Here is a 24,693-nt window from a genome sequence, read left to right as displayed (position 1 = left end):
TTAATAAGATCAGTGCCGGTCTACGCTTACCCTCCACGCGGAGGAACAGTCATGAGCGAAGATCGAGTGAAGGGTTTGCAAATCATGTTGCGGCTGGTGCTGGAGGACGCGCGGCGCCAGGGTGTTGATGTGGACGCGCTTGTGGAGCGGGTGCATCGCAAGCTGATCTTTTCGCCGATCACCAATGATGTCGGCGCGTATGCGCTTATTGCGATTGAAGATGCGGTTGATGCGATGGAGCAGCCGGGGCCGGAGTTGGGGTGACTGGCGGCTGCTTTAAATAGACGGTTATCGGGCCATTGCGGAGATCACCGTCAATACTTCCATCCAGCGCCGCTACCTCTGCCTTGGTCAGATTTTTCCATTTGGCGATAACGAACTCACCCTTCAAGACCGGGATTGGGTGCATTACGCAGCTCGACCCGTAGCTATACCCGTTTTCTTCCAGCCAGTGCTGAGCGGCATAAAGCGCCTGGAAGGTGCCAGGCTTTTCAAAGACTTTATTGAACATCGTATTCTCCCGCCACAGACCGGCAAGCAGGGGTGGCATTCGTATTTTAAGTGCGGTATGAGGGAGGCCTGGGCTGTCGCGGCCTGCATTTTATCGTTAGCTATTGGAGGCCGTGTGCAGCATCAAACAGCAGTGGTATATCTTGAGGAGATACCTAAAATCGTGGTGGATGCCGGATTTGATCTGGCGACGTTTTTGAGTTTTCTAGTTACGATCGTCATTTTCATCATCGGTACTTGGTTGACTATCCGGAACTCAAACACGAATGCGGCCGGGCAGCAGGAACAGATGAATAAGACGCTGGACGCGCAGAGGGCTTCCCTCGAACTTACGATTGCAAACCAGAGAGAGACTCTCGATTTAACCATCGCAAACGAGAAGGCCATTGCTAGATCCACTGCTGTAAAAGTAAGCAGGCAAGCGTGGATCGATGAGCTTCGCCAGTGTTGCTCTCTCTACATGGCACAGCTTTATATCCTCAATGGGCACTGCCAAGCGCAGGATGTGCATTCAGAGCTCGGAATGAGCCTCACGAGAGCCAACGAAGGTCAAACCGGAGTGAGCGTCGTGGTAGCGTATGCCACAAAGCTGACCGAGCTAAGATCTCAGCTGTTCGAGCTTCGCTACAGGATTGAGCTTTTAGCAAACCCTAAAGAGGCACCCTTTCAACGGTTGATCACCAGCGTGGTCAACTCGCTTTCGATAGCAGAATCAGCGACCTCCGAACAAATGCTTCGCGCATGTGACGAAATTAAACGCGCTGCTCAGGATATTTTGAAGATCGAATGGGATAAGACAAAGGCGATGCTTTAGGCTCATGTATCGAGGTAATGAATTATGGCCTGCGCATCATCCTTATTCTGATATACGCAGGCCTTGAATTATCAAGCGGTAAAGCTACCAAGTGATAAATTGGCAGACGATCCGATCTTCGCTTCCAGCACCGGCACAGGACCACTTGTGATCACCGAAACGCGCAAGGTGATCTGCTGTTCAGTCAGCCCCTCGAACGGCACGACATGGAAGTGCAAAGCCGCCGGCAGGGTTTCTTTGCTGCGCGCTTCAATCTGGTCCATCGCGCTACGGCTGGCGCTGGTGTCACCAACCGTCGTTTCTGACTCGCTGGTTGCTTTGATCGTGATGGTTCGAACTGCCGCGATTGCCTTAGCGATCGGGATGGCGGTGCCTGCGTCGTCAACCGGCGTCAGGTACTGGTGCCAGTCCTCGATCCAATCGCTGAGGTCCTTCTGCGCGAGGCGCTCACCGGCAATTGCCTGGACGGCCTTATAGCCAGCGGACGCTTTCAGCTTCAGCACAGCGCGGTCATCGGCGTGACCAGGCTCGTTCACGTCGCCGAGGTTGAAGAGCAGTGCGCAGCTCATTTCATCCTGATTGATGAAACCGCGAGCAGCATCAGTGGGACGGTCAGTCACGTAGGCGCTGAAGTCGGCAAGCGAATGGGTGGAGAAGATGCCGCGAAAGCGACTGCGCAGCGCCTGGTATTTCTCAAGGTCGACGACCTTGGTGTTTTCAGGCAGCACCACCGTCGGCACCAAAGTGGCCAGCGACTTGCCGGTCGCCTGGAGCGACGTGTCGGTGATGAGTTGAATTGCTTCTTTGCTCAGGGACATTTTCAAAGTCTCTTGGGGAAGGGAGGTGCAGCGGTGAATCAGGTGCGTGGTTTGATCGGCGCTTCGTCACGGCTGAAGAGCTGGTCGTGTTTCTCCTGAAACAGTGAAATCTTGCCGCCGGTGCCGACATGCATCGGGGTGTCGAGGCTGGTGTTCTCGCTGCGGGTGCCGCGTTTGGTTGGCACCTTGTAGTCGAGCTTGTGCTTAATCTTCACCATCTGGCCTTCGCCGATTTGGCTCAGGTCCAAGGTGATGACCAGCTTCCCTGCTTTGCCGTGGTCAACAACGCCGGCGGCTACCTCTGAGAGGGCGTGACCGATCTGGCTGGCGAAGGCCCCGCCGTTGAGCTCCTCGAGGAACTCGGCGGTATCAGTTGGTGTGGACATGCATGATTCTCCGGAAGGCCCTTGAGGCCGCTGGGTGGAAGTTGGTGCTGGGATGCGCGTTTGTGGCGTTGAGGCAGGGTTCGTCTCACTGGCCGAAAACCGTCTTGCCGCAGCCTGATCTCTGCTTCGGATAGTCGAGGTTGTATGTCTCGATAAGCCGGGTTTGCCGCGTTCTGCTGATGCCCAGGCGTTTCGCGGACGTCCACTGGCTGACGCCCAGATCACGCATTGCGGTGATTCGCTCCAGCAACACGCGGTCAGACGACTCGTCGTTGTACCGGCGGAATTGCGCGCCGTTGGGTCTGGGGCGTTTCACCGTCGGCGCCGGTTCGTTGCGCGGTGGGCGTGGTTCGAACTTGAAAGGCTCCAGCACCTCGGCCTGACCGCCAGCCGAAAAGTACTGATCAATCTGGGCAGCCAGCCGCGCGGCGTTCAGCTTGTGCTGATCTGGTACGTTCTCGCCGATCATTGCACCAGCCTCAAAGGAAGCTGGGATTCGAGGCGCTGCGCGAAATTGACAGCCTCTTTCCAGCTGGTGAACGTGCGGCGAACAACGCGGGTGCTCAGCTCAATGACGCGGTAGCAGTCACTGGTCTGGCTGATGACCTGAAATCGAACCTTGCTACCAGGCATTGCCCGGTCGGTGCGCTTGCTGAACTCGCCGCGTGCGGCGCTTGAGCGCTGGAGCAATTCCCCCAGCTCAACGATACGATCCTGAAATGCCTGATGCATGGCGTGTCCTCTTGTGGTGTTGCGTCTATTCGTCAGCGCTCTGGTGGGAGAGGGCTGGCGGATAATCGCGGGCATTAAAAAGCCCGGTCGGAACCGGGCTTTCATTGGGTGAGCATGCCTCCATACGTCACCCCGGGCTGGCCGGCAGCATGAGGCTGCGTGACAGTTGATTTCGTTTACATGGCTGCAAATCCTCCGCGTTAAAGTGAACGGTGGTCAGCTTTAGCCACGTTAGGGCTCACCGTGGTGGGTATTACTGACTTGATACAGGTGGCCAGCACTTTCTGGTGCCAGGTGTTCGTCCGCATCGGAGATTGATCGAAACACCGGGGTGCTGACCCGCTTGTTTCCCGCCGCGTTTTTGGTATTGGCCGTCATGCGAGTATCGGCTCAGGACATTTACGGGGCTTTGCGATCCTAGCGCTGCAGCCCGCTTGGGCACGCTTCGATCAATCTCCGATGCGGCCTGGTGCTGGGGAGTACCAGGGCTCGGGCCCGGGCTTGCACCGGACTTCCACGTCACCATTACTTTTATATGGGGTTCATACGTGTAGTTCGCCCATTTCCGGAGGCTTTCGCCATCCCGCTGCCCACTCATTGAATGGGCAGAAGTGATGATTCAGCGCTTACTGCTGAGCAGGTGCGCAATCAACCAACCGATCCCCACAAATGCCATGAAGATCGCCAACACCGCGAGCGGAGCCCAGAATGGCGCAGTCACCCACCACCAAGACCATGCGATATATCCGGTCAGCTTGAGTACGACGAAAGCCACCCCGAGCAATCCCAGAACACTCACGCCCCTGCCTGTAGAACTGCTTTTTGTCGACATCGCGACAGCTCCTATTTGGATTTGATCAGCGGCCAGATCAGCACCAGGATCAGCACCGCAAGAAACCCGTCGGCGCACATGCTGATGATTCGTGAAACCGAGTCGATCAGCACTACGCCGATGAGAAGGGCCAGAACGAGAACCGCTCGGAGGCGATTGCCCATTGCCTTGACCCATGGCATTTACAGGTAGTCTTTCAGGTTAAGGTTCAAGATCTTTGCTGCCTTCTCCAGCACGGACGTTTCTTCCGGCTCGATCTCGCCGTCAGCTTCGGCAACGGTGAGCATGAAGTTCAGGACCGTCGCTGCGTCTTCAGTGCTGTGAGCCAGGTCCTTCAATTCCTTCTCAGCGTTCTGGCGCAGAATGCGCGGTCCGCCGTTCAGGAAGTCATTCTTGGCGCGGTCGATGGTGTTGCTCAGCTCCGAACCAAAGCCCTGGAGCGCCGGCGCGTTGCTGATGAGTTTTTCGATTTTGTCGAGTTCGGATTGCTCCAGATCGCCGTCTGCCGCAGCAACGTAGAAGCAGCCATAAACGCAGGCCTGCATCAGGTCGCGGTTGGTCATCACGGCAATCGCCTGACGCGCTTCACCGGACTTCTTGCCAAACAATTTGCCGAACATGTGGTTTACCTCGGATGGGTTGGGGCATTTCCCAATGCAGCCTGTTGCCAAGCTGCATCAGGAAGCGACCGCTCTGTCTGTGCGCCCCGTGCCCGCTGCTGATTGCAGGCCGTGGGATCTGGTTGGGTTGGGCATTGCGCTTCCTCCTCGCCACCGCAATCAGCATCTGTGGGTGTCGAATCGAGGGTCTATACAACATGCACGCTGCAGCGCGATATGCCCGATTGAGTGGGGCAGGGTGCATGAGGTCCGGCGTTCCCAGCCGAGGCTATCGGGACCGCTAATTCAGTTCTGTGTCTCTCCCTTCTGCCGCTGGGATTCGCGGTTTGCATTGCTTGCCGGGTCATTCACGCGGTTCGGGCATTTCGCCCTCGATCAGCCGGCCAGGGTTCTCCCTGTCGTTGGCAGGCTTTCCTCTTTCGCCTGTCTAATCGCCGGTCGCCGGTAGAGGCAATGCGGTCTGTTGTGTTGTTGCGCTGGCTTTTAAAGAGCGGCGCTGCTTTCGCGGCTGGCCGATGTTGTCTGGCTTGAGATGGATTTAAGCAAGCTGAAATAAACTAGTCAAGCATTCTGAATAAATAATTTCACCTTGCTTAATTCTCGGCGCGCAAAAAAGCCCGCACTTAGCGGGCTTTGTTTAACCATCGATGTATTTTTGCCAGCCTATCCGTACTGAACCGTCAGTAAAGCGCTCGAGTACTACACCGTCAGTAGCCTCCAGATCCGCAAGCACGCGCTGCCATAGCGCGTCGGGTTCATCATCAAGCTTCGTCACAGTTACCGCCATGACCTTCTGTACGCCCGGCGCCGCAACAATTCTCTGTATTCGCTGCCCTACTTGCTCGTAGGAAAGGGGAAGGGTTCTGGTAAAGCTACCGCCGTCTCTCATGTCGTCCTCCATGCATGACTGTATGCATAGACAGTATTTCAAGCGCGAGAAATCGGCAAGTGTTACGAGTACATTTGTACTCTTTTGGGCGTTAGGCATAAAAAAGCCCGCGCAACGGCGGGCAGTGGTTTCGCATTCAGGCCTCAATAAAACTTCTGTAATGCCTGGACAACTACGCCAACTATCCGGCAATTTTCCCCAAAGGGCTCAATTGGATAGGCGCTGTTCAGAGGCTTCAGGTAGAGCCTCCCGCCATCACTGACAAGCTTTTTGAAAGTCGCTTCATTGCTGTCGGGTAGTTTTGCAATAACCAGTTTGCCAGGTGTGACTTCAGCTTCTGTATCTACCAATATCAAGGTCCCTTCAACGACTGTCTGTCCGTTGGGGGAGGTCATTGAATCACCCTTGACCTTCAGCCAAAACGCCGGCCCTTTCGAGTCGTATTCCGAGAATTCGTAGGTGTCTGAGAACCCATCAGGATATGGCTGCACCGCCTCCGACCAAGATCCGGCGGAAACCCAGCTGATTACTGGATAGCGGAAAGCCAAGTTTGGCTGATCAACTTGACCGACGTTCCCATCTTGCATGGAATCTCGTTCTGGACCCTTGCCGATCGCGATCCATTCGGCACGGAAGCCCGTAGCCTCAGCCAGCGCATAGAGATTTTCTGGGCGCAAGCTTTTGCTCTCTCCAGAAATCCATTGAGTCACGGCTGAGTTGGCCACCCCGCATGCGGCGGCAATTTCGCCCTTCCTTTTGCCACTGGCCGCAATGGCCTTGGCGATTCGTTCATGTCTGTCCATAGGCTCAATATTAAGCTAGCTGAATTTAAGTATGCAGATTGCTGAAGAATTCGTTGACTGCCTCTTATTAAGCATGCTGAAATTACGGCAAGCTCCAGAGAGGACGCGTGATGAAGACCCAGCAAGTGGCTGAATTTTTCGGCAACAAGAAAAAACTAGCGGAAGCCCTGGGCATTCGTCCGAGCGCCGTGACCATGTGGGGAGAAACCATTCCCGTATCTCGCCAGTTTCAAATCGAAGTCCTGTCGAAGGGCAAGTTCAAAGCAGATCGATGCCTCGCTGCCTGACATCCGTGTCTCCTAATTCATGAGACACATTCTGATACGCGTGATGGCACGCCGCCACATAAACAAACTCGGGGTTTTATGAATGCAAAGTTTTCTGAAGGCTTGTGACGCGGTGGTTGAAGAGGCTGAGACCAAGAGCCTCGCGACGCTCATGAACATGCCGCCGGTAAGCCTGCTTCAGCGTGCCAACGCGAATTACGACGGCGCATGGTTCAACGTCAAGCACCTGTACGCCTTGCTGCTACATACCGGTGACATCCGGCCATTGGCTGCTCTCGCTGGTGAGTTCGGTTACACGATCGCGAAAGCGGTTGAGCCGGTGCCGATCGACATCCACCAAGCACTTGGCCGCGCCACCCTGGAGTTCGCAGAGGTCACCGTCGAGACGCACTCGGCAATGGCTGACGGTCGAGTCGACCAAGTCGAGCGCGCTCGAATCTTGAAAGAGATCGCTCACGCCGAGAATGCGCTGGCTCAGCTGAAGGCTTCCATCAAGGTCGCTTAAATCGCAGGCAATAAAAAAGCCGGTGGCTAGACCGGCTTCTTCAACAACACTTGTGGAGCCGATTATGCACACCACGACCACCCAGAGCAATAGGGCCACTGATTCGTCAGCTTTCCCGATGCGCAAGAATATGACACGCCAGTCTATGTCTTCGCGTGAGATATCAGATCTGCTGAATTCGCGCCACGACAAGGTGAAGCAGTCAATCGAACGCCTCGTTCAGCGCGGGACTATCGTCCAACCCCCAGTGGGGGACGAACAAAATAACGACTCGTTGGGGCGTCCTCGGACCGAATCCGTTTACCACCTTTGCAAGCGTGATAGCTTCGTCGTGGTCGCCCAGCTCAGCCCGGAGTTCACCGCGCGACTCGTTGACCGCTGGCAGGAACTGGAAGATCAGGCCGATGGCCGTATTCGCATCCCTGCTAACTACGCCGAGGCGCTGCAGGTCGCAGCCGATCAGGCCAAAGAGAGTCAGCGCCTCCAACTGCTGGTTGATTATCAGGCGCCCAAGGTAGCCGCAATCAACCGTCTTGCTGCTGCCTGTGGCTCGATCTGCATCACTGACGCCGCCAAGCACCTTCAGATGCGTCCAGCGCAGCTGTTCGACTGGATGCAGCAGAATCGGTGGATCTACCGGCGCAGCGGTTCCACACGATGGATTGCCCGAGAGCCTCGCATCACCTCGGGTCTGCTGATCCACAAAGTCACATCCCTCAAGCCTGATCAAGAGACTGGAGTAGAGCGCGCGGCATTCCAACCCCTGGTAACTCCGAAGGGCCTTACTCGCCTCGCTGAGCTTTTACAGGAGCGTGTGTAATGGCCGGTGATTGGATCAAGTTCGAGCTGACAACCCTGGATAAGCCTGAAGTTTGCCAAATAGCAGACCTTGCTGATATCGATCCTGACGCTGTCGTCGGTAAGTTGATGCGTGTCTGGGGTTGGTTCGATCAGCAGACTCAAGACGGTAACGCTCCAAGCGTTAGTAAAAAGTTACTCGATCGTATGGTTGGCGTTACCGGTTTCTGCGAACACATGAAGTCTGTCATGTGGATGGTGGAAGCCGACGGAGTGATCAGCCTTCCGCATTTCGAACGACACAACGGCAAGACCGCCAAGAACAGGCTTCTTACTGCGAAACGGGTAGCAAATCACAAATCCGCTAACGCCAAAGGTAACGCTCCAATCGTTAGCGATGCGTTACCTAAAGAAGATGTAGAGAAGAATAAACACCCTCTCTCTGCGCAGGGTTCTGTTGATCCTCGCATGCCCAGCGAAATGACCCTCGATTGGCAGCCTGACGCCAAGTTGCTGAAGACCTATGCGACACATTCTGGTGTGGCCATGGACTTGTTCACCGATGAGATTCACCGGGCATTCACCGCTTTCTACGAGTCGCGTGGGCAAGTGAACACTCAGGCTGAATGGGTGCAGATGCTGGTGAAGTGGGTGCTGAGCGATAAGGCTCGCGCTGCTTCATCAAACGTTCGTCAGTTTCCAGCCCGCCCGGCGAGCGGTCCTGACTTCGATGACACCACCTGGGCAGACGATTTCGGGGGTGGCCTGTGAACGCCAAGCCCAAAGCTCCGCGAAGCGCCGAGCAGCTCCTGAAACTGGCAGGCGCAACGACCGATATTCGGGTGGCAGTCGTTAGCTACCAGTCGCCGGCTCCAACTCCAATGCCTGAATCCCTCCCGTCTGGAACGGTCGAGGTCGTCAACGCATTGTTCAAGGAGCTGCAGTCCATATTCCCCGCTTGGAAGCAGGCATGGCCGACCGATGCCGCATTAAATTCCGCGAAGCGCAGTTGGACCAAGGCTTTCATCGTTGCGGGCATCAATCGGATTGAGCAGATTCGCTTCGGCATCGAGAGATCGCGGGCTCTCGGCGTCGACTTCATTCCGAGCGTTGGTAAGTTCGTATCGCTTTGCCAGCCAACCCCAGAGATGCTGGGCATCCCGTCGCACATCGCGGCGTTCACCGAAGCCTTACTCAATCTGCATGCAGCGCGCCGGACATCCCGTGAATGGTCTCACCCGGCGATTCGCCATGCTGCTCTCCAATGCGAGATGTACAACCTGACTGAGTTGACGCCGGAGAAAGCCAGCAAGGTATTCGACCGGGCCTACGACATCACCATTCGCATGTTGGTCCAGGGACTGCCGCTGGAAGATATCGCTATTGGCATTGGGCACGACGGCCAGAAGACTGAGGCTGAACTGGCCGACGAACACGCGAATCAGTTTCAGGCGAGGGTGATGGCGAAGCAGGGCATCCCGTCATCTGGCGCCGTAGCGCGGGAACAATTGCTCGCAAAGTTTGGATCAAGGTCACGGGGTCAGGGTCATGCGTAATCCAATGCTGCTCGCTCCAGCTCCTGATGCTCATCACTTCGCCGTGTACAGCGGCTCATACGAACTGGATCTGACTACTGATCCTGAGCCACCTCAAGCGTTATTCGCGGACCTGATGCTTGCGGTTGCCTACGGCGCTCGTAAGTGGCCCAGCACCTTCAAAGTTGTCGACCTTTCGGAGCTGCACCCATGAGTGCCATCAAGTCACTAATACTCGTCGCGCAGTGCTTCATCACCTTCATGGAAGCCGGGTACGACGGTTCAGTTCCGCCTGTGGAATATCAGTTTGGGACCTGGCTATGAGCAAACAGACCAAGCTGACGAAGGCTGCGCGCGGCCGTGACTGTCAGATTCGTGTACCCGGCATTTGCAATGGTAATTCGGACACCACCATCCTCGCGCATTTCCGCATGGCCGGTACCCGCTGTGGCACTGGCTTGAAACCAAACGACTTGCAGGGCGCCTGGTCTTGCAGCGCTTGTCACGATGCTGTCGACGCCCGGGCCAAGACTGAATTCAGCCACGCTGAATTGCGCGTCATGCATCTGGAAGGCGTGGTCCGCACCATCGACATTCTGGTCGCGGAAGGGAAGGTGGCCGCTTGAAAGCACTCTCCATGAAAGCCTTCAAGCCGAAGGTAACCCGCGCCAAGCCAATCGACTGGGAAGGCATGGAGCAGAAAGCCTTGCTGCTGGAGCTGGCGCTGCGTCATCCACTGGCGGCCAAGCTGATCTTCCACGTTCCCAACGGTGGGCATCGGCACAAGCAGGTCGCCATCGAATTGAAGAAGCAGGGCGTTAAGGCTGGAATTCCTGACCTCATTCTGCCGATGGCCCTCGGCGGCTTCTTCGGTCTGTACCTGGAGTTTAAGGCCACGCCGCCGCACGACTCACCAGTGTCGCCCAGTCAGGACGCAATGCTTCATGCCCTTATTGAGCAGGGCTATCTGGCGATTGTCTGCCGTGGTCACGCCGATGCCATGGATGCGCTGACCGCATATCTCAAACTCCCCCGCACTCAGGTGGCTGCATGACTCTTGCGATCGCGTTTTCAGATGCCGAGCTGCGCCGGCGCGCCGAAGATCCGGCCGCAGTTCTGATGCGTGATCCGCGTCATCCGGGGCTTTACTTCCGGTTCACCGAGGCTCGCCCGCGTGGCACATGGTCGTTGGTGGTTCGCAAGAAGTGGAAGCGCATCGGCGCGTATCCCGACCTGACAGCAAAGGCCGTGCTGGCTGCATTGCCTGACTTGCGCATGCGCCTGGGTGCTGATCCGGCATCGGGCGCTGCTGTGTCGCCTTGGTCGACGCTGGGCGAACTGCTGGCCTGGTACTCCGACCGCATGAGCCGCGACCGCAATCTGTCGAAGAAGCGCAAGGACACCAGCAAGTCGGCTATCGCCTGCCACCTGATCCCGCGCTTGGGTGATCTGCCGCTGACCAACATCACGCACGGCACGCTGGACACGCAGCTGATGTGGCCGCTGCAGGAGACGTTGTCGCTTGAGTTCGTGCGACTGATCTTCGGGCTGCTGGTCGTTGCTTGCCGCCAGGCGCATAAGCTCGGGCTGCTTCCCACCAATCCGATGGCCGCCATCAAATTCAGCGACTTCTCCAAGACCAAGATCAAGGCCAAGCCCGGGCGCCTGCGTGGCGCGCAGATCGACAACCTGCTGGCGCAGTTGGCCCGGGTGATAGTGGTGGATCGGCAGTCCGCCATGCTCGCCCTGATGATGCTCTGTCACGGCACGCGCATTGGGGAAACCCGGAAGGCCCAGTGGTCGCACATCAGCATCGCCGACCGCACCTGGTATCTGCCAGTAGGGAACACCAAGACCCGCGTCGAGCACTCGCTGCCGCTGACCGATCAGGTATGCGCGCTTCTCGTTCAGCACCGTGCCGCGCAACAGGCCAGTGGCTACGACGGCGACTTCCTGTTCCGCTCCCACAAGATCCGCAGCGGTAAGGGCATGAGTGAGGGCCAGGCCAGTGCCGTGTTTACCGGTCTGGGAAAGGGTGCTTGGAGCAGTCACGACCTGCGCAAGTTGGCGCGCACCAGCTGGGCCGACCTCGGCATCGACTTCATGATCGGCGAGATGCTGATCAACCACGCCATGGGCCACAACGTGCAGGCCTACATCCACACCACCGTTGAAGAGCGCAAGCGTGCTGCCCTCGAACTGTGGCACTCCCATTTAGACCTGAAAGGTTTTGCCCTGATTCATGGTCTGGAGGGAGTCGGAAACGAAAATTCGGGTAACGGGCTGAAAGCCACGTCGCACAAGGGCTGCGACCCCATTCAAAAATCAACCATAGGCGAGGTTTAAAAACGTGGAAATCGAACAGAAAACCGTCCTCGTCGCTGGCATTGATGTCGCAGAGGATCGCTTTGAAGGGGAAATATTCATCTTCGATAACGGCGACTGGGGGCGGGTTGGCTACTTCAATCGCAATCCCACCGTCGTAAAGCTGACCCCTGATACGCCTTCGCCTATTCCGACGCGTGTCGCTGTTGCGCCGTCTTACCGCGCAGGTTCTCGTCCATGGCTTGGCCGCAAAAAGGGGAGGGCAATTCATTGAAAAAGAGCCACGGGCCGGCCTTCCGGAAAGAACTGATGAAGTTAATCGAGTGCGGCATCTGTCGCGGAACCACAGTGACCAGCGGCATGTTCCATCAGCTCGACTGCATTGCGTGCAATGCCTCTGGCTGGGTCTGCGCCGAGACAGGCGACGCCCTGCCGGTCGAGGTGATGGTCCAGCAGTTGAGCATGCGGCTTCGCAACACCACCGCCGCCTTGGCCAGGGCGAACAATCGCGGCACAGAAGAACTGAACAACCGCCGGGGCGCCGGCGGCTCGCATTACACCGTTGATTAAAGGGGAAGTCATGAGCATTTATACAAGCGTACTAAGCGGTGTCGTGTCAGCCCTCGCTGCTGAGGCAATCGACAACACCAGCAAGCAGGCGTGGCAAAAGCTGTACAGCCCGCATGAAGAAGACCAGCGCGATCTTTCTTCATTGTTCCGATCCGGTGCGGGCGGCTCGATTTATCGAACTCATGCCGATTGCTGGCTCGCCGCTCGCCTGCACCATGGCCTTGAGAAACGGCACATGAACGCCTTGGTCGCGAAGTTCAGCACCCATAAAGCCCGAAAGGTGCAGGCGATTACTGAGCTGCGCCTGCTGGTATCCACTCCCGCGCCAGCTCTCTTCCTATATAAGGCAGTGACGGCTTGGGCAATCCCCAAGCTGAAAGGCATTGCCCCTGCGGTAAGCAAGAACGTGACAATCACCATCCCTGTGGACGCGCCGGATTGGCGGCGTGATGCACTGGTCGCTGCGTCAGTTGCTGCCGGGCGCGCCAATAACAAGAAAGCTGAGTCGCGATCGGCTGACATGATTGTTTTGCCGAAGAGCTTCTACGACATGAACACCTGGGATATGGATGCCCGCCCCGAATCGACTCGCCGCGAATGGCGCCGCAATATAAATGCCGCCCTCGACGCTCTTGTCGATGTGGCTCTGTGCCACGCTGGGGAGATTCTCGACATAGAAGGGCTGATCATTTCCGAAGCTGCCGCGTAATGTAATATTGACAGCGACCCATCGTTCCATCAGTATTCGTCCCATCCTGTCATTCCTGCGCGTTTAGGAGTGAGCAAAAAGCCTCGCCGCCGTGCGGGGCTTTTTTGTAATCATCGAAGGACACGTCACATGGAAATGTGGGAGCTCATAAAACACCTTCTCGCCGGAGCGGTCGGCGGAGGTCAATCTTTCAGCCCGGAGCTGATTGCGTCATCACTGCATCGCAGACTCACGCGAGCCGGTCACGTAGTAAATCAATCAGTTCTTGAGGCGCAGGACGCTTCCGTATATTTGGCGGAGCAGATGCAGGAGGCTGGCTTGATTCGCGCAGCCGGAGTTCGTGGCGGTGGCATCGCGATAATCAATGCGATGGAGCGAACCGAGTTTGGTGACGAGCTTTACGAATCTCTAGAAAGGGGGGCAACTGTCCTTTTCGAGGCAATGCATGTTGAGGTTGACTCGGGCGAGATCCGCCGCGTCCTCCACCAGTGGAACTCCTGATGGGTAGCTGAGACGAGACTCAGTATTCGTCCGATACTCCAACTGACGTTCACAGAAGCCCCGCCATTGTGCGGGGTTTTTTGTTTTCGGCTCACCCACCCCCATCGACCTAGCTGGGAGTGCCGGTGATGCCGTCTCAAACTGCTCCTCCTTGCCCGTTCCCTCGGGCCTTTTATTCCTACCCATCTCAAGAGGTCCGAGCATGGAGTTCTTTCAGCGCCTGCTCGACAAGACCGATTGGGTCGTTGCCGGACTTGTAGGCGCCATCGTCGCGAGTTGGTGGCACAAGGATGACCTCACGAGTAAGCAAGCCTGGGCAATCTTCCTGATTACCGGGGTGGCCTGCTCGCTTTACCTGACAGGGATTGTCAGTTCGCACCTTGGCATCACCGAGCCAAGCAACGTCGCCGGCGTCGGCTTCCTGCTTGGCACCTTTGGCGGCTCTCTCATGGCTGCCATTAACCGAGCCATCAAAGCCGCCGACTTCTGGTCGTTCCTCAAGGAACTGATCAGAGCCAAATTCGGGGGAGGCGCCCCATGAATACCCAACTGTTGAGTACGTTCTTCATTTCAATTATCGCCATTTGGGCAACCTGGTCTGTGCTGAGCCACAAGGTTCGAGACGGCGTTATCGGCAAGGTGATCTACGCCACCATTGCGCTCGCCGGATACGCCATCGTCACCCGTAGTGAGATGATCATCTTTACGCCCACGGTTGCAGGCGTGACGTTCCATGCGTCTCTGGCATGCGCCGGGGTGAGGCACATTTTCATGGTTACTTGGTGGGTCAGGGTCAAGCGCTGGCTGTGCGCTCACATGAATTGCGAGCATTGCCTGAGCTGCGATAAGCATCCTGAAAAGCAGGAGTAGCCTGTGAAGAAGAGTTGGTATGTCACAGCACCCGGCTACAAGCCCTTTCCAATGATCATGCAAGAAGATCGCGACCACGCTGACGCATTGGCATTTGCCCAATGCATCTGGCCTGCCTGCACCGTTGAGTGAGGACGTCCAATGATCCGCGTGCAGACGTCAGGACTTGCCGACAACCTCGCAGAGCTGACGGACATTGAGCGTAACCAGATCCCGTTCGCTACTGTTCTCGCCCTTACTGAGACGGCCAAGCTGATCAAGGAACGGTTGGTCGGTGAGATGCGGACAGTGTTCGATAGGCCGACGCCTTACACGCTCGATAGCCTAAGGCTGATACCGGCGACCAAGCAGAAGTTGGAAGCGCGGGTTTGGATCAAGGATGAGGCAGACGGCGCGGCCCCGGCCACACGCTGGCTTACGCCTGAGGTGTATGGCGGTGATCGCAGCCACAAGCGCAGCGAGGCGCTGTTGCGAGCACGCGGCATTCTTCCTGAAGGGAAGTTCGTCGTACCTGGTGCGGGCATGAAGCTCGACAGTTACGGCAACATCGGGCGAGGTCAGCTCCAGAAGATCCTGTCTGGTCTCGGCGCTCAGGGTGATCGGCATCAGAACAGCACGGACAGCAAGCGCAGCCGGGCGAACCTCCAGCGCTACTTCATCATGAAGCGTGGCAGCGAACCCATCGGCATCGCCGAGCGGACGGGCACGAAGCGGGGACAGGTTCAGATCCTGATCGCATTCATCAGCAAGCCAGGCTATGCCAAGGCGCTCGACTTCTTCGGCATTGGTGAGCGGGAGGCTGAGACGCAGCTGCCTATCCAGTTCGAGAAAGCTTTCGAGCGGGCCTTGGCAACTCGCCGGCGATGATGATGGTGGAGTGCACCATTGTGGTGCGCTCGAATCGACGGGAAAGGCTCATGCTCGAAAAATCGCGATACGGGAATGGCCCTCAGAAAAAAAGGGTCCTTTCCCCCACCCCCCTGGGGTGAGGGTAATTCGAGCCCCGGCTTTGAACTATGTATGACTTTTTTTCAGGGGGGTTGGTTGTTGTATTGTCGATGGCCTGAAAAGCCCGTAATAGAGCTGTTTTGGCCGTTTAATACACCAACCTGACCCCCGGAAATACCAACTAAACACCAACCGGCTCGCGGCAGCTCCCAGCCTCGTCAATGGAGGAGGCAAATGGAGCCCAAACCTCACTGGCTGAACAAGAGCCAAATGGCGGCAAGCCTCGGCATCACCGTCCAGGCCTTTGACAAGTGGAAGGTCGAGTCCATCGCCAAGATTGGTCGGGAAAACTTCTACGACGTCCGAACCATTCTGAACAACCGGCTTGCCCAGGCCGAACAAAAGAACGCCGGGTCCGAAACCCCTGACGGTATTGATCCGCTAATTGAATACAAGTTGATGGAAGAGCGGCGGGGGTTAACGGCGGCTCAGCGCATTGGTCAAGAAAAGAAAAACGCCATCGCCGAGAAACAATTGGTGCCGGTTGATTTCGCGATTTTTGCCCTGTCAAAGATCGCTGCACAGCTTGGCTCTTTGCTGGATACGGTCCCGCTTAAGCTCAAACGCAAACACCCAGATATAGATGTACGACACATCGAATCCTTACAGCGCGAGATAGCGCTGGCGCGGAACCTCGCCTCCGAATCCGGCGATCAATTGCCGGAATACCTCGATGAGTACCTCGAATCCTTGGTTGATTGACCTGCAGAAGGCAATCAAAGCCGGGCTTCGTGCACTTTATAAAGAGCCGCCGTTGACTGCGGTTCAGTGGGCTGACACTCACTTTTACCTGTCATCCGAGTCGTCCTACCAGGAAGGGAAGTGGGAAACCGCCCCGTTTCAGGTTGCAATCCTCAACAGCATGGGAAACGACCTGATCCGGGTTATCAACCTGATCAAGTCTGCCCGCGTCGGTTACACCAAGATGTTGATGGCGAACATCGGCTACAAGATTCAGCACAAGCGTCGCAACGTGCTGAGTTTCTGCCCGACCGATCCCGACGCTGAAGAGCTGATGAAGCGCCACGTCGAGACGATGGTTCGCGACGTACCTACGCTTCTAGAACTGGCCCCTTGGCACGGCAAAAAACACCGCGACAGCTCCCTGAGCGCCAAGCGTTTTCAAAACGCCAAGATGCTTTGGTGTCTGGGCGGTAAGGCGAGTCGGAATTACCGGGAAAAATCCCCGGACGAAGTCATTTACGACGAACTGTCAAAGTTCGAAGCTAACGTGGAAGGCGAGGGGGCCCCGACCTTCCTCGGTGACAAGCGTCTTGAAGGCGCCACATTCCCGAAATCCATCCGGGGATCGACGCCTAAGACCAAAGGTACATGCCAGATCGAGAAGGCCGGCGAAGAGTCGCCGTATTTTCTGCGGTACCACGTTCCGTGCCCGCATTGCTCAAGGGAGCAGCACTTAAAATGGGGCGGTAAAGATTGCGACTTTGGTATCAAGTGGGAAAAAAACGAACACGGTGAAGTGGCGAAAGCTTGGTACACCTGCGAGCACGCGAAGTGCGTGGTTTGGTATCACGAGATGGTCGAGGCGGCTCGAAGTGGCCGTTGGATTTGCGAAAAAACCGGTATATGGACTCGCGACGGCATCGACTGGTATTCGCCGAACGACACGCTTCGGGCGACCCCGAGAATTGTCACCTTCCACATATGGACCGCGTACAGCACTTTCACTACCTGGCTCGACATGGTCACCGAGTTCGACAAGGTCAGGGACAACCGTGAAAACCTGATTGCCTTCGTCAACACCACGCTCGGCGAAACTTGGGAAGACGACCAGGGCGAGAAGGTCGACTGGGAACAGCTCTACATGCGCCGCGAAGTCTTTGCGCAGGTCCCAGCGCGCGGCCTGACGCTGATGGGCTCAATTGATACGCAGGATGATCGATATGAAGGCCGCGTCTGGGCTTTCGGTGTCGGTGAAGAAGCCTGGCTGGTCGATAAATGGGTGCTGATGGGCGATCCAGCCAGCGAGGAGCTTCGGCGCAAGGTCGGTTTGAAGATCCAGCAGCAATACACCCGGGCCGACAACGCCAAAATGCGTGTCGAGCGGTGGTGCTGGGACTCCGGCGGTCACTACACCGATGAGGTGTACGCCGAAAGCCGACGCCATGGCGAGATGTGGGTGATTCCGGTCAAAGGTGCCAACAAGCCTGGCAAGCCAATCGCCAACTGGCCTAAATCGCGCAATGCGAAGAAGGTCTGGCTCGTTGAAGTCGGCACCGAAAACGCCAAAGAGCTCATTTACAGTCGCTTGAAGATTCAACCCAACACCGCCGGCGCAGCCGTCCCGGGATGCGTGCACTTGCCCGCTAACGATGACATCTGCGGCGAAGATGAACTGAAGCAACTCACCGCTGAAATCAAGGAACTGAAGATAGTAAAGGGCGTGCGCGTTTATCGCTGGACCGCAAAGGGTCGGCGAAACGAAGCCCTCGACTGTTTTGTGTATGCCTTGGCAGCACTTCGTATCAGCCAGCAGCGTTTCGGCCTCGACCTCCAGTTACTTGGGGGGGCTCGCCGGGCTCCAGCACAACGCGGTACACGTAGTCGCGCTCGAGGATAACTATGACCGAAGCACAGCAGCGCTTGGCGGATGTCCGCACGGCAATTGAAAAGGTTCTGAAAGGTGGCCAGATCGTTCGCTACGGCGAGCGCCAGGTAACGCGCGCTGATCTGGCGACGCTTCGTAACCTCGAATCCGACTATGCCGCCGCAGCAGCGGCGGAAGGCAACAAATCACGCGGGCGTAACCGCATCAGCTATATGAGGTTCTGAAATGGGTTGGTTCACACGTACCACTCCAGAAGAGCGGATGGTGCGTGAGGTCACGCGCGCCGCATCTGACCTGGTCCAGAGCCAGCCAAGAGCACAGGGTGGTGGCGGCAGCGAAACCCGCTGGCATGGCGCCTCCCGTGCTTTGCGCAGCATGTCGAGTTGGTTGCCATTCCTCGGCAGCCCTAACCGGGACTTGAGCACGCCGGAGCGCAAAACCCTTGTTGCTCGCTCCCGCGATGCGATGCGCAATCACCCGATCGCGCGCGCCGCCATTGTCCGGACACGCACCAACGTGGTGGGCACTGGCTTGATCTGCCGTCCGCAGGTTGATCATGAGGTTCTCGGGCTTACGGAAGAGCAAGCCGACATTCTGAACGCGCAGATCCAGCGCGAATGGGAGATGTACGCCGGCGACCCGCGCGAGTGTGACGCCGAGGCCACCCTGAACCACTACCAGCTCCAAGCCTTGGCGTTGGTTTCTGCGATGACCGGCGGAGACTGTTTCGTCACAACTCCATGGATTGATCGCCCCGGCACGATTTACAGCACTCGGCTCCAGCTCATCGAGACCGACCGTGTTTCCAATCCGAACGGTCAGCCTGACAGCCAATTTATGGTCGAGGGGATTGAGTTCGACGAATACGGGGCACCCGTTGCGAACCACATCTGCACCGGATATCCCGACGATAAGTTTTTGAAATACCCGCTGCGCTGGGAACGTGTCGAAGTGTTCGGCGCGCAGACCGGGCGCCGTCGTGTGCTGCAGGTCTGGTGCGATAAAGAGCGCCCGGGCTTGAAGCGCGGGGCGCCCTATCTGGCACCAATCCTTGAGCCACTGCAAAAGCTCGAGCGTTACGCTAGCGCTGAACTGATGAGCGCAGTCATTTCCGCGATGTTCACCGTGTTCATCAAGAAGAACGACAGTTTCAACGATGGTGGCCAAGGTCAGCCGCTTTTTGGTGACGAAGATCCGGGCCCCGGAGTTGGTGGCGGGGTCAGCGGGGCGGTCGAGCTAGGAGAGGGCGCTATCGTCGACTTGGCTCAAGGTGAAGAGCCGATGGTTGCTAACCCGGCGCGACCGAACGCTCAGTTCGATCCGTTCTTCTCGGCAATTGTGAAAGAAATCGGCGCCGCGCTGGAATTGCCGCTTGAAGAGCTGATGTTGCATTACAGCAGCAGCTATAGCGCCGCGCGCGCTGCGATGCTTCAGGCCTGGCGCTTTTATACGATGCGCCGTTGGTGGTTGGTCTGCGATTTCTGCCAACCAAGCTATGAGCTGATGTTCGACGAGGCGGTTGCTCGTGGCCGGATCAGCGCCCCGGGCTACAGTGACCCGGCATTACGCAAGGCTTACACGAAATCGATCTGGATCGGCCCAGCGCGCGGAGCAATCGACGAGCTCAAGGAAGCGAAAGCTGCGCGCGAGCGGATCGATGTCGGCATCAGTAACGAAACTATTGAGACGGCAGCAATGACCGGCGAGACCTGGCAGCAGGTCAACCGGCAACGGGCGCGTGAACTTGTGCAGCGTCGTGCGAACGGAACAACTGTTGAGGTGGCTCCCGCTACACCGGCGGTTGCCACCAAGCCAGAACCCGAAGAAATCGAAGAAGAGGATTGATCATGCCAAGAGCTTTTGAGCTGGCCAGCGCTCAGCCTTGGCTGATGCTGCCGGATGCGCTCGACAATCTGCTTTCCATCGCCGATCGGCAGAATGATCTGGAGGCGCTGGAAACTCGATTGGGCAAACAGCTAGACAACACTCGCACTGTTACCCAGCGCGGGAACGTTGCCGTCATCCCTGTAACCGGCCCTATCTTCAGATACGCGTCCTTCTTTACCCGAATCAGCGGAGCGACAAGCACCGGCACCATCGCGACTGACCTTCAGGCCGCTCTCGACAACCCGGCGATCAAATCAATCGTCCTCAACATCGACAGTCCTGGTGGCGAGGCCAACGGGATTAACGAACTGGCCGACATGATCCACGCGGCGCGCGATAAAAAACGCATCGTCGCGTATGTCGGCGGAAGCGGCGCGAGCGCCGCGTACTGGATCGCCAGCGCGGCTAGCGAAGTCGTCGTGGATGACACCGCGCTGATCGGTTCCATCGGTGTCGTGCTGAACGTGTCCGTCAACAAGGATGAGGGCGGCAAGAAGAGCTACGAAATCGTAAGCGGCACCGCCCCGAACAAACGGCCAAACATCGAAACCGACGAGGGTCGGGCAGAAATCACCAAAACGGTGGATGCCCTGGCTGACGTGTTTGTCGGCAAGGTGGCTCGAAACCTCGGCGTCTCCGCTGACAAGGTCCCAGAAATGGGCGGTCACGGGGGGCTGAAAGTCGGCGCCGAAGCTGTTGCATCAGGGTTGGCGCACCGCGTCGGCTCGCTCGAATCTGTTATTGCCGAGTTGGCCGGTCCTGCCAGCAACCCACCGAGGAAAACCTTTGTGACTACCGTAAAAACCACGGCGGAGCTGCACGCAGCTATTGAGGCCGGCGCCGATCCGAAGACCATCACCATTGCGGCCGCAGAAACAGTCGATGCCGAGGCCATCCGCGCCACTGCGACTACCGATGCCACCGCTTCCGAGCGGGCTCGCTATGCCGGCATCACTGCTCTCTCAACGCCAGGCTTTGACGCTGAAATCAAAGCCGCTCTGGCCGACGGTTCCACGGTTGAGGCAACTGCCCTGGCGTTGTACACCGCAGCCAAAGATCGTGGCATCAGCTTGAGCGGCATCGAAAACGATTCCACTCGCGCTGCGGCCGCTGCTGCTGCCGCTGCAAAGGGCAAGCAGGCGTTTTCTACCAAGAGCATTTGGGACCGTCGCAAAGGAGCGAAAGCATGAACTATGACATCGTCACACAAGGTGCTCGCACCGCAGCATTCCTGCTCAACGAGGCCAACGGCGAACGCTCGCGTGAGCAGATCACGCTCCTGGCAGGTGGCGCCGCATTTCCTCCAGGGCAAATTCTCTCAGTTGGTGCCGATGGCAAATACATTGCTTTTGCCGCACCGGCGGAAGGCGATGCAGCCGAAATCGCGATTCTTTACGAAGGTCGCCCGGCGAGTCCTGCCGCTGATCAGCGCGCTACCGGGATCAAACGTGACTGTGAAGTGATCGAGAGTTTGCTGGTCGGTCTGACCGATGCTTCTCGTACCGCTTTGGCCGCTGCCGGAATTATCCTGCGCTGATTCATCAACCCAATTTATAAAGACCGCCGCTGGCGGTTTTTTCGTTTCTGGAGAACGGAATGGCTGATCTAAGTATTTTCGGGGGCGACGAGTTTGGTCGCATCGCAATGACCACCGCTATCAACCAGCCTACCGAAGGCCAAGCGGTGCCAACGCGTCTGGACGAGCTTTTCGAAGAGTCCGGCGTTACCACCACCGCCGTGTTCATCGAGCGCGAAAATGACAGTTTGACTCTGGTTCCTGCTGCCGAGCGCGGCGCACCGAGCGACCCAACGACTGGTGCTGCGCGCGATATGGTCCCTTTCCAGACCATTCACCTGCCAACCACTGCGGTAATTCGCGCTGACGAGGTCCAGGGTATTCGTGCTTTCGGCACCGAAAGCGAGCTGGAAACCGTAACGGCGCTGGTCGAAAAGCGCCTGCAGAAGATGCGCAAGCGTCTCGACGCAACGATTCGCTATCAGCGTGTAGGCGCTATCACCGGTAAGGTTTACGACGCCGACGGTCAACGCCTGTTGCTGGATCTGTACGCTCGTTTCGGGATCGAACAGCAGGTTGTGGCATTCACGATGAACACTACCACCACCAAACTGTTGGCCAAGGTAACTGAAGCCAAGCGTAAAGCCGAAGACGCCATCGGCGGAACCGGCATCATTACGGGCTGGCTGGGCATTTGTGGCCGTAACTGGTTCGACGCATTTACCAATCACGACTCTGTGCAAAAAGCTTACGACCGTTGGAACGATGGTCAGTTTTTGCGCGAAGACCACCGCGCCGGCTTTAGCTTCGGTGGCGTGAACTGGGAAGAGTTTTACGGCAAGGTCGGTGCGATCGAGTACATGGATGCGGACGCGGCGTATCTGGTTCCTGTTGGTGTTGACGGCCTGTTCATCACCAACTTCGCCCCGGCTGATTACATGGAAACGGTCAATACCACTGGTGTTCCGTTCTACGCCAGCCAGGAAGCGCTGCGCCACAACAAAGGCATCGACATGGAAGCACAGAGCAACCCGCTCAGCCTGTGCACCCTGCCGCGCGCCATCATCAAACTGACCAAATGATGGGTGGCTCGGAGTTCGACGACATCTTCGATGATGCGGACGACGAGCTGTTCGACATGTTCGGCGAGCGGGGCGGAGCTGTTTTCCAAGCCAAGGATGGCGGCCCTACCAAGGAAGTGGGGGCGGTGATCCAGCGCAATGTTGGTTCCGCCGGCGGCGGCAGCTTTGTTGCCGTCGCGCTCGCCGTGGATCTGCGAATCAGGGAAATCCCTGACCCGCAGCGCGGCGATGTGTTGACCATCAACTGCAAACGCTATGCCTTGGGCGAGTGGATGGGCACAGACGGGCTCATCAACCGCTATTCACTCATGTCGTCGGACTGAAACTGATGATCAATCTGTTAACTGCGGGTCGCAAGGCCCTGATTGAGCGGCTGTCCACAATATCTGTGAGCAGCGGCTACCTCACCCCGGCCGGGGCGAATACCCGTTCTGGCTGGTTCAACGAGGTGATCAAGGATCGATCCGTCGCGTTCCCTCTCATCGTCGTGCAGAAAGCAAAAGGGCTGGCCCCGGTGGCCGGTCCGCATGCGCTGAAGGTTTTTTCCGGATTCAACGTAATCGGCGCCGTTCAGGCGGGTATCGACGATTACGAGGATGCGGTCGAGGCGTTGGAGCACGACCTGTTGCAGTGCCTTATGCCGACGCAAGGTGTCCTTCCGTACTGGCTTCCGCGCGGCATCAGTGGAATCACTGTGGGCGCTCCTGAAATCTTCCCTCCCGCCGAGGGTGTCACGGCCGCCACGGTCCTGATCCCCGTTCACCTTCATACCATTATCCAGGTGCAACCAAATGCCTAAAGACGAAGTTGTCGTGGTGGCTCCGGCCCCTGCCGACGAACAGCCAGACCGCGCGCCGCCACGGTTCGAAGTCGAGCTGGCCAAGCCTCATACCCAAGCTGGGATATCTTTTCAGTCGGGTGCAAAAATCAAAGTCACCGCCGCGCAACGCACCTGGCTCAAAGCTAAAAAGGTGATCGCTGGCGACACCCAGGAGAAGTAGAACATGTCCCGCGCAATTGAAACGTTTGTTGTTGGTGGCTTGGTCAAAATGCGTGAGTACGGAAAGGGCGGTCCATTTTTTCCGGTCGGTCTAGTCTCGACATTGGTTCAGGCAATTGAAAAGACAGACCTCACTCTGGCCGATACCACCACCCCCGCAGGCGGTGAGTATGACTCGATCAGCCGAATCACCAGCATGGGCCTGACCATGAACTGGCGTGAGCTGTACACCGAGAATCTGGCGCTGCTGTACTGGGGCGACGTGACCCGTATCCCTTCTGAAACGGTCAGTGACGAAGCGCATACGGCCACCAAGGGCGGCACCATCAAACTGGACAAGATGCCGCTCTCCATCACTTCGGTGACGTTGGCCAGTGCCCCGGCCACCGTGTTCACGAAGGACGAGGATTACCAGATGACTGGCTCCGGCATCGAGATCCTGTCCGGGGGCGTAATTGCGGATGCCGCAAGTCTGCTGGTGGATTATGAAGCCGCGGAAGTTGATGTCATCGAGGCGCTTACCAACAGCGGCAAAGTGGTGGAGTTCCTCTTTGAAGGCGCCAACGCCGCGGGCACCAAAAAGCGCGTGAACCTTCAGTACTACCGTTGCCAATTGAGTCCGGCTGCGAGCACCGACTGGATCAGCGCTGATGACTTCATGGGCTCTGAAGTTACTGTCAAAGTGCTTTCCGATCCTAAGAAAGTGGGCGACAGCAAGTCGAAGTACATGCGCATCGAGAAAGAAGTCCCAACGACTGTCTGAACTCGTTAATTCTCGTCGATTGATATTCACAAGCCCGCTTCGGCGGGTTTTTTGAGGGCAGAAGATGGACCTGAGTACATCGAGCGTTTTGGTCGTCGCTGGGCAAGAGGTGGTTATTCGTGAATTGACTGTTCAGGGCGCACGGCTGATTTTGCAGCCAAATCCTCAATCAGATTTGATTGGAGACGCCCTGTTCACGGATATGCGGCTGTGCGATCTGGAACACCTTACCAGTTTAAAAGCGGCCGAAATTGAAGGGATGTTTCCAAGCGACCTTCGCAAAGTGATTGAGGCGTGCAAGGCGAAGAATCCCGATTTTTTCGAGATGCTGGCCCGGGTGTTCAAACCCTGAGCCAGGCATTGA

40 protein-coding genes are annotated in these 24,693 nt (G+C 57.2%); 31 read left to right on the top strand and 9 right to left on the bottom strand.

The window, feature by feature from the left end:
* The first annotated feature begins 51 nt into the window (after positions 1 to 51).
* Together ACWKV9_RS14310 and ACWKV9_RS14305 are read left to right on the top strand one after the other, a co-directional pair.
* Positions 52 to 264 (top strand): hypothetical protein, encoded by a 213-nt coding sequence (locus ACWKV9_RS14310; RefSeq protein ID WP_483836768.1) that lies wholly within the window; start codon positions 52 to 54, stop codon positions 262 to 264.
* A 139-nt stretch (positions 265 to 403) separates the two neighbouring features.
* Entirely contained in the window at positions 404 to 1,324 is a 921-nt protein-coding gene (locus ACWKV9_RS14305; protein WP_483836767.1) for a hypothetical protein, read from the top strand.
* A gap of 71 nt (positions 1,325 to 1,395) precedes the next feature.
* Here the strand turns inward: ACWKV9_RS14305 and ACWKV9_RS14300 are convergent, their stop codons facing one another.
* The 9 genes from ACWKV9_RS14300 to ACWKV9_RS14260 form a co-directional block, all read right to left on the bottom strand.
* Entirely contained in the window at positions 1,396 to 2,142 is a 747-nt protein-coding gene (locus ACWKV9_RS14300; protein WP_483836766.1) for a DUF2303 family protein, read from the bottom strand.
* 38 nt (positions 2,143 to 2,180) lie between these two features.
* Positions 2,181 to 2,528 carry a hypothetical protein gene (locus ACWKV9_RS14295; protein WP_268797550.1) on the bottom strand — a complete coding sequence of 116 codons (348 nt, stop codon included), beginning with the start codon at positions 2,526 to 2,528 and terminating at the stop codon, positions 2,181 to 2,183.
* 85 nt (positions 2,529 to 2,613) lie between these two features.
* A complete protein-coding gene (locus ACWKV9_RS14290; RefSeq protein WP_483836765.1) occupies positions 2,614 to 2,997 on the bottom strand; it encodes a hypothetical protein in 384 nt (127 codons plus the stop codon).
* The gene (locus tag ACWKV9_RS14285) at positions 2,994 to 3,260 is read right to left on the bottom strand and encodes a hypothetical protein (RefSeq protein ID WP_483836764.1); all 267 of its coding nucleotides are present in this window, start codon (positions 3,258 to 3,260) and stop codon (positions 2,994 to 2,996) included. The genes ACWKV9_RS14290 and ACWKV9_RS14285 overlap by 4 nt, the downstream gene beginning before the upstream one ends.
* Before the next feature lie 619 nt (positions 3,261 to 3,879).
* Positions 3,880 to 4,059: a hypothetical protein gene (locus ACWKV9_RS14280; protein WP_483836763.1), complete on the bottom strand. Its 180-nt coding sequence runs from the start codon at positions 4,057 to 4,059 to the stop codon at positions 3,880 to 3,882.
* Positions 4,060 to 4,103: 44 nt separating this feature from the next.
* Complete coding sequence (locus ACWKV9_RS14275; RefSeq protein ID WP_483836762.1) at positions 4,104 to 4,274, bottom strand: DUF3927 family protein; 171 nt, start codon at positions 4,272 to 4,274, stop codon at positions 4,104 to 4,106.
* A complete protein-coding gene (locus ACWKV9_RS14270) occupies positions 4,275 to 4,712 on the bottom strand; it encodes a tellurite resistance TerB family protein (protein ID WP_483836761.1) in 438 nt (145 codons plus the stop codon).
* Positions 4,713 to 5,349: 637 nt separating this feature from the next.
* The gene (locus ACWKV9_RS14265) at positions 5,350 to 5,601 is read right to left on the bottom strand and encodes a DUF1654 domain-containing protein (RefSeq protein WP_483836760.1); all 252 of its coding nucleotides are present in this window, start codon (positions 5,599 to 5,601) and stop codon (positions 5,350 to 5,352) included.
* 143 nt (positions 5,602 to 5,744) lie between these two features.
* Positions 5,745 to 6,404, bottom strand: a complete 660-nt coding sequence (locus ACWKV9_RS14260) for a LexA family protein (RefSeq protein ID WP_483836759.1) — start codon at positions 6,402 to 6,404, stop codon at positions 5,745 to 5,747.
* Positions 6,405 to 6,514: 110 nt separating this feature from the next.
* On the opposite strand from ACWKV9_RS14260, the gene ACWKV9_RS14255 reads away from it, so the two are divergent.
* The 29 genes from ACWKV9_RS14255 (at position 6,515) to ACWKV9_RS14115 (ending at position 24,681) form a co-directional block, all read left to right on the top strand.
* On the top strand, positions 6,515 to 6,691 hold the full coding sequence (locus tag ACWKV9_RS14255; protein ID WP_483836758.1) for a Cro/CI family transcriptional regulator: 177 nt from the start codon (positions 6,515 to 6,517) through the stop codon (positions 6,689 to 6,691).
* Between the two features lie 82 nt (positions 6,692 to 6,773).
* Positions 6,774 to 7,196, top strand: a complete 423-nt coding sequence (locus ACWKV9_RS14250; protein WP_483836757.1) for a phage regulatory CII family protein — start codon at positions 6,774 to 6,776, stop codon at positions 7,194 to 7,196.
* Between the two features lie 145 nt (positions 7,197 to 7,341).
* Positions 7,342 to 8,016, top strand: a complete 675-nt coding sequence (locus ACWKV9_RS14245; protein WP_483836897.1) for a phage antirepressor KilAC domain-containing protein — start codon at positions 7,342 to 7,344, stop codon at positions 8,014 to 8,016.
* A complete protein-coding gene (locus ACWKV9_RS14240) occupies positions 8,016 to 8,765 on the top strand; it encodes a DnaT-like ssDNA-binding domain-containing protein (protein WP_483836756.1) in 750 nt (249 codons plus the stop codon). The genes ACWKV9_RS14245 and ACWKV9_RS14240 overlap by 1 nt, the downstream gene beginning before the upstream one ends.
* On the top strand, positions 8,762 to 9,550 hold the full coding sequence (locus ACWKV9_RS14235) for a replication protein P (RefSeq protein WP_483836755.1): 789 nt from the start codon (positions 8,762 to 8,764) through the stop codon (positions 9,548 to 9,550). Before ACWKV9_RS14240 ends, ACWKV9_RS14235 begins: the two co-directional genes overlap by 4 nt.
* The gene (locus tag ACWKV9_RS14230) at positions 9,543 to 9,743 is read left to right on the top strand and encodes a hypothetical protein (protein WP_483836754.1); all 201 of its coding nucleotides are present in this window, start codon (positions 9,543 to 9,545) and stop codon (positions 9,741 to 9,743) included. The genes ACWKV9_RS14235 and ACWKV9_RS14230 overlap by 8 nt, the downstream gene beginning before the upstream one ends.
* 106 nt (positions 9,744 to 9,849) lie before the next feature.
* Positions 9,850 to 10,155, top strand: a complete 306-nt coding sequence (locus ACWKV9_RS14225) for a DUF1364 domain-containing protein (protein ID WP_483836753.1) — start codon at positions 9,850 to 9,852, stop codon at positions 10,153 to 10,155.
* A gap of 11 nt (positions 10,156 to 10,166) precedes the next feature.
* Positions 10,167 to 10,583: a VRR-NUC domain-containing protein gene (locus ACWKV9_RS14220; RefSeq protein WP_483836896.1), complete on the top strand. Its 417-nt coding sequence runs from the start codon at positions 10,167 to 10,169 to the stop codon at positions 10,581 to 10,583.
* Complete coding sequence (locus ACWKV9_RS14215) at positions 10,580 to 11,875, top strand: tyrosine-type recombinase/integrase (RefSeq protein ID WP_483836752.1); 1,296 nt, start codon at positions 10,580 to 10,582, stop codon at positions 11,873 to 11,875. The genes ACWKV9_RS14220 and ACWKV9_RS14215 overlap by 4 nt, the downstream gene beginning before the upstream one ends.
* 4 nt (positions 11,876 to 11,879) lie before the next feature.
* Complete coding sequence (locus tag ACWKV9_RS14210; protein ID WP_483836751.1) at positions 11,880 to 12,128, top strand: hypothetical protein; 249 nt, start codon at positions 11,880 to 11,882, stop codon at positions 12,126 to 12,128.
* Entirely contained in the window at positions 12,125 to 12,424 is a 300-nt protein-coding gene (locus ACWKV9_RS14205) for a hypothetical protein (RefSeq protein ID WP_483836895.1), read from the top strand. The genes ACWKV9_RS14210 and ACWKV9_RS14205 overlap by 4 nt, the downstream gene beginning before the upstream one ends.
* A gap of 10 nt (positions 12,425 to 12,434) precedes the next feature.
* Positions 12,435 to 13,133: a hypothetical protein gene (locus ACWKV9_RS14200; RefSeq protein ID WP_483836750.1), complete on the top strand. Its 699-nt coding sequence runs from the start codon at positions 12,435 to 12,437 to the stop codon at positions 13,131 to 13,133.
* A 129-nt stretch (positions 13,134 to 13,262) separates the two neighbouring features.
* A complete protein-coding gene (locus ACWKV9_RS14195) occupies positions 13,263 to 13,634 on the top strand; it encodes a hypothetical protein (protein WP_483836749.1) in 372 nt (123 codons plus the stop codon).
* Positions 13,635 to 13,836: 202 nt separating this feature from the next.
* Complete coding sequence (locus tag ACWKV9_RS14190) at positions 13,837 to 14,175, top strand: MFS transporter (protein WP_483836748.1); 339 nt, start codon at positions 13,837 to 13,839, stop codon at positions 14,173 to 14,175.
* Entirely contained in the window at positions 14,172 to 14,504 is a 333-nt protein-coding gene (locus tag ACWKV9_RS14185) for a hypothetical protein (protein ID WP_483836747.1), read from the top strand. The genes ACWKV9_RS14190 and ACWKV9_RS14185 overlap by 4 nt, the downstream gene beginning before the upstream one ends.
* Before the next feature lie 3 nt (positions 14,505 to 14,507).
* Positions 14,508 to 14,636, top strand: a complete 129-nt coding sequence (locus tag ACWKV9_RS14180; protein WP_483836746.1) for a hypothetical protein — start codon at positions 14,508 to 14,510, stop codon at positions 14,634 to 14,636.
* Between the two features lie 9 nt (positions 14,637 to 14,645).
* Positions 14,646 to 15,371 (top strand): hypothetical protein, encoded by a 726-nt coding sequence (locus ACWKV9_RS14175; RefSeq protein ID WP_483836745.1) that lies wholly within the window; start codon positions 14,646 to 14,648, stop codon positions 15,369 to 15,371.
* A gap of 315 nt (positions 15,372 to 15,686) precedes the next feature.
* The gene (locus ACWKV9_RS14170; protein ID WP_268797528.1) at positions 15,687 to 16,214 is read left to right on the top strand and encodes a terminase small subunit; all 528 of its coding nucleotides are present in this window, start codon (positions 15,687 to 15,689) and stop codon (positions 16,212 to 16,214) included.
* The gene (locus ACWKV9_RS14165) at positions 16,186 to 18,093 is read left to right on the top strand and encodes a phage terminase large subunit family protein (protein ID WP_483836744.1); all 1,908 of its coding nucleotides are present in this window, start codon (positions 16,186 to 16,188) and stop codon (positions 18,091 to 18,093) included. The genes ACWKV9_RS14170 and ACWKV9_RS14165 overlap by 29 nt, the downstream gene beginning before the upstream one ends.
* A 2-nt stretch (positions 18,094 to 18,095) precedes the next feature.
* The gene (locus ACWKV9_RS14160; protein ID WP_483836743.1) at positions 18,096 to 18,305 is read left to right on the top strand and encodes a hypothetical protein; all 210 of its coding nucleotides are present in this window, start codon (positions 18,096 to 18,098) and stop codon (positions 18,303 to 18,305) included.
* Position 18,306: 1 nt separating this feature from the next.
* Positions 18,307 to 19,926, top strand: a complete 1,620-nt coding sequence (locus tag ACWKV9_RS14155; protein WP_483836742.1) for a phage portal protein — start codon at positions 18,307 to 18,309, stop codon at positions 19,924 to 19,926.
* Positions 19,927 to 19,928: 2 nt separating this feature from the next.
* The gene (locus ACWKV9_RS14150) at positions 19,929 to 21,158 is read left to right on the top strand and encodes a S49 family peptidase (RefSeq protein ID WP_483836741.1); all 1,230 of its coding nucleotides are present in this window, start codon (positions 19,929 to 19,931) and stop codon (positions 21,156 to 21,158) included.
* Positions 21,155 to 21,505: a head decoration protein gene (locus ACWKV9_RS14145; protein WP_483836740.1), complete on the top strand. Its 351-nt coding sequence runs from the start codon at positions 21,155 to 21,157 to the stop codon at positions 21,503 to 21,505. Before ACWKV9_RS14150 ends, ACWKV9_RS14145 begins: the two co-directional genes overlap by 4 nt.
* Positions 21,506 to 21,564: 59 nt before the next feature.
* Entirely contained in the window at positions 21,565 to 22,566 is a 1,002-nt protein-coding gene (locus ACWKV9_RS14140; protein WP_483836739.1) for a major capsid protein, read from the top strand.
* Positions 22,563 to 22,889 carry a head-tail joining protein gene (locus tag ACWKV9_RS14135; protein ID WP_483836738.1) on the top strand — a complete coding sequence of 109 codons (327 nt, stop codon included), beginning with the start codon at positions 22,563 to 22,565 and terminating at the stop codon, positions 22,887 to 22,889. The genes ACWKV9_RS14140 and ACWKV9_RS14135 overlap by 4 nt, the downstream gene beginning before the upstream one ends.
* A 5-nt stretch (positions 22,890 to 22,894) precedes the next feature.
* On the top strand, positions 22,895 to 23,365 hold the full coding sequence (locus ACWKV9_RS14130) for a hypothetical protein (RefSeq protein ID WP_483836737.1): 471 nt from the start codon (positions 22,895 to 22,897) through the stop codon (positions 23,363 to 23,365).
* Positions 23,358 to 23,567 (top strand): DUF7210 family protein, encoded by a 210-nt coding sequence (locus tag ACWKV9_RS14125; protein WP_483836736.1) that lies wholly within the window; start codon positions 23,358 to 23,360, stop codon positions 23,565 to 23,567. The genes ACWKV9_RS14130 and ACWKV9_RS14125 overlap by 8 nt, the downstream gene beginning before the upstream one ends.
* A gap of 3 nt (positions 23,568 to 23,570) precedes the next feature.
* Entirely contained in the window at positions 23,571 to 24,329 is a 759-nt protein-coding gene (locus tag ACWKV9_RS14120) for a phage tail tube protein (protein ID WP_483836735.1), read from the top strand.
* A gap of 64 nt (positions 24,330 to 24,393) precedes the next feature.
* A complete protein-coding gene (locus ACWKV9_RS14115) occupies positions 24,394 to 24,681 on the top strand; it encodes a hypothetical protein (protein WP_483836734.1) in 288 nt (95 codons plus the stop codon).
* Positions 24,682 to 24,693 lie beyond the last annotated feature (12 nt).

The organism is Pseudomonas corni (assembly GCF_057128765.1).
This window is presented reverse-complemented; position numbering and strand designations above follow the sequence as displayed.

Bases quoted from the DNA above. Each gene is read 5' to 3' on its own strand.
- ACWKV9_RS14310 (WP_483836768.1), top strand. From the start codon at position 52: ATGAGCGAAGATCGAGTGAAGGGTTTGCAAATCATGTTGCGGCTGGTG.
- ACWKV9_RS14300 (WP_483836766.1), bottom strand. From the start codon at position 2,142: ATGTCCCTGAGCAAAGAAGCAATTCAACTCATCACCGACACGTCGCTC.
- ACWKV9_RS14295 (WP_268797550.1), bottom strand. From the start codon at position 2,528: ATGTCCACACCAACTGATACCGCCGAGTTCCTCGAGGAGCTCAACGGC.
- ACWKV9_RS14290 (WP_483836765.1), bottom strand. From the start codon at position 2,997: ATGATCGGCGAGAACGTACCAGATCAGCACAAGCTGAACGCCGCGCGG.
- ACWKV9_RS14285 (WP_483836764.1), bottom strand. From the start codon at position 3,260: ATGCATCAGGCATTTCAGGATCGTATCGTTGAGCTGGGGGAATTGCTC.
- ACWKV9_RS14275 (WP_483836762.1), bottom strand. From the start codon at position 4,274: ATGCCATGGGTCAAGGCAATGGGCAATCGCCTCCGAGCGGTTCTCGTT.
- ACWKV9_RS14270 (WP_483836761.1), bottom strand. From the start codon at position 4,712: ATGTTCGGCAAATTGTTTGGCAAGAAGTCCGGTGAAGCGCGTCAGGCG.
- ACWKV9_RS14265 (WP_483836760.1), bottom strand. From the start codon at position 5,601: ATGAGAGACGGCGGTAGCTTTACCAGAACCCTTCCCCTTTCCTACGAG.
- ACWKV9_RS14260 (WP_483836759.1), bottom strand. From the start codon at position 6,404: ATGGACAGACATGAACGAATCGCCAAGGCCATTGCGGCCAGTGGCAAA.
- ACWKV9_RS14255 (WP_483836758.1), top strand. From the start codon at position 6,515: ATGAAGACCCAGCAAGTGGCTGAATTTTTCGGCAACAAGAAAAAACTA.
- ACWKV9_RS14250 (WP_483836757.1), top strand. From the start codon at position 6,774: ATGCAAAGTTTTCTGAAGGCTTGTGACGCGGTGGTTGAAGAGGCTGAG.
- ACWKV9_RS14245 (WP_483836897.1), top strand. From the start codon at position 7,342: ATGTCTTCGCGTGAGATATCAGATCTGCTGAATTCGCGCCACGACAAG.
- ACWKV9_RS14240 (WP_483836756.1), top strand. From the start codon at position 8,016: ATGGCCGGTGATTGGATCAAGTTCGAGCTGACAACCCTGGATAAGCCT.
- ACWKV9_RS14230 (WP_483836754.1), top strand. From the start codon at position 9,543: ATGCGTAATCCAATGCTGCTCGCTCCAGCTCCTGATGCTCATCACTTC.
- ACWKV9_RS14225 (WP_483836753.1), top strand. From the start codon at position 9,850: ATGAGCAAACAGACCAAGCTGACGAAGGCTGCGCGCGGCCGTGACTGT.
- ACWKV9_RS14220 (WP_483836896.1), top strand. From the start codon at position 10,167: ATGAAAGCCTTCAAGCCGAAGGTAACCCGCGCCAAGCCAATCGACTGG.
- ACWKV9_RS14215 (WP_483836752.1), top strand. From the start codon at position 10,580: ATGACTCTTGCGATCGCGTTTTCAGATGCCGAGCTGCGCCGGCGCGCC.
- ACWKV9_RS14200 (WP_483836750.1), top strand. From the start codon at position 12,435: ATGAGCATTTATACAAGCGTACTAAGCGGTGTCGTGTCAGCCCTCGCT.
- ACWKV9_RS14195 (WP_483836749.1), top strand. From the start codon at position 13,263: ATGGAAATGTGGGAGCTCATAAAACACCTTCTCGCCGGAGCGGTCGGC.
- ACWKV9_RS14190 (WP_483836748.1), top strand. From the start codon at position 13,837: ATGGAGTTCTTTCAGCGCCTGCTCGACAAGACCGATTGGGTCGTTGCC.
- ACWKV9_RS14185 (WP_483836747.1), top strand. From the start codon at position 14,172: ATGAATACCCAACTGTTGAGTACGTTCTTCATTTCAATTATCGCCATT.
- ACWKV9_RS14175 (WP_483836745.1), top strand. From the start codon at position 14,646: ATGATCCGCGTGCAGACGTCAGGACTTGCCGACAACCTCGCAGAGCTG.
- ACWKV9_RS14170 (WP_268797528.1), top strand. From the start codon at position 15,687: ATGGAGCCCAAACCTCACTGGCTGAACAAGAGCCAAATGGCGGCAAGC.
- ACWKV9_RS14165 (WP_483836744.1), top strand. From the start codon at position 16,186: ATGAGTACCTCGAATCCTTGGTTGATTGACCTGCAGAAGGCAATCAAA.
- ACWKV9_RS14160 (WP_483836743.1), top strand. From the start codon at position 18,096: ATGACCGAAGCACAGCAGCGCTTGGCGGATGTCCGCACGGCAATTGAA.
- ACWKV9_RS14155 (WP_483836742.1), top strand. From the start codon at position 18,307: ATGGGTTGGTTCACACGTACCACTCCAGAAGAGCGGATGGTGCGTGAG.
- ACWKV9_RS14150 (WP_483836741.1), top strand. From the start codon at position 19,929: ATGCCAAGAGCTTTTGAGCTGGCCAGCGCTCAGCCTTGGCTGATGCTG.
- ACWKV9_RS14145 (WP_483836740.1), top strand. From the start codon at position 21,155: ATGAACTATGACATCGTCACACAAGGTGCTCGCACCGCAGCATTCCTG.
- ACWKV9_RS14140 (WP_483836739.1), top strand. From the start codon at position 21,565: ATGGCTGATCTAAGTATTTTCGGGGGCGACGAGTTTGGTCGCATCGCA.
- ACWKV9_RS14135 (WP_483836738.1), top strand. From the start codon at position 22,563: ATGATGGGTGGCTCGGAGTTCGACGACATCTTCGATGATGCGGACGAC.
- ACWKV9_RS14130 (WP_483836737.1), top strand. From the start codon at position 22,895: ATGATCAATCTGTTAACTGCGGGTCGCAAGGCCCTGATTGAGCGGCTG.
- ACWKV9_RS14125 (WP_483836736.1), top strand. From the start codon at position 23,358: ATGCCTAAAGACGAAGTTGTCGTGGTGGCTCCGGCCCCTGCCGACGAA.
- ACWKV9_RS14120 (WP_483836735.1), top strand. From the start codon at position 23,571: ATGTCCCGCGCAATTGAAACGTTTGTTGTTGGTGGCTTGGTCAAAATG.
- ACWKV9_RS14115 (WP_483836734.1), top strand. From the start codon at position 24,394: ATGGACCTGAGTACATCGAGCGTTTTGGTCGTCGCTGGGCAAGAGGTG.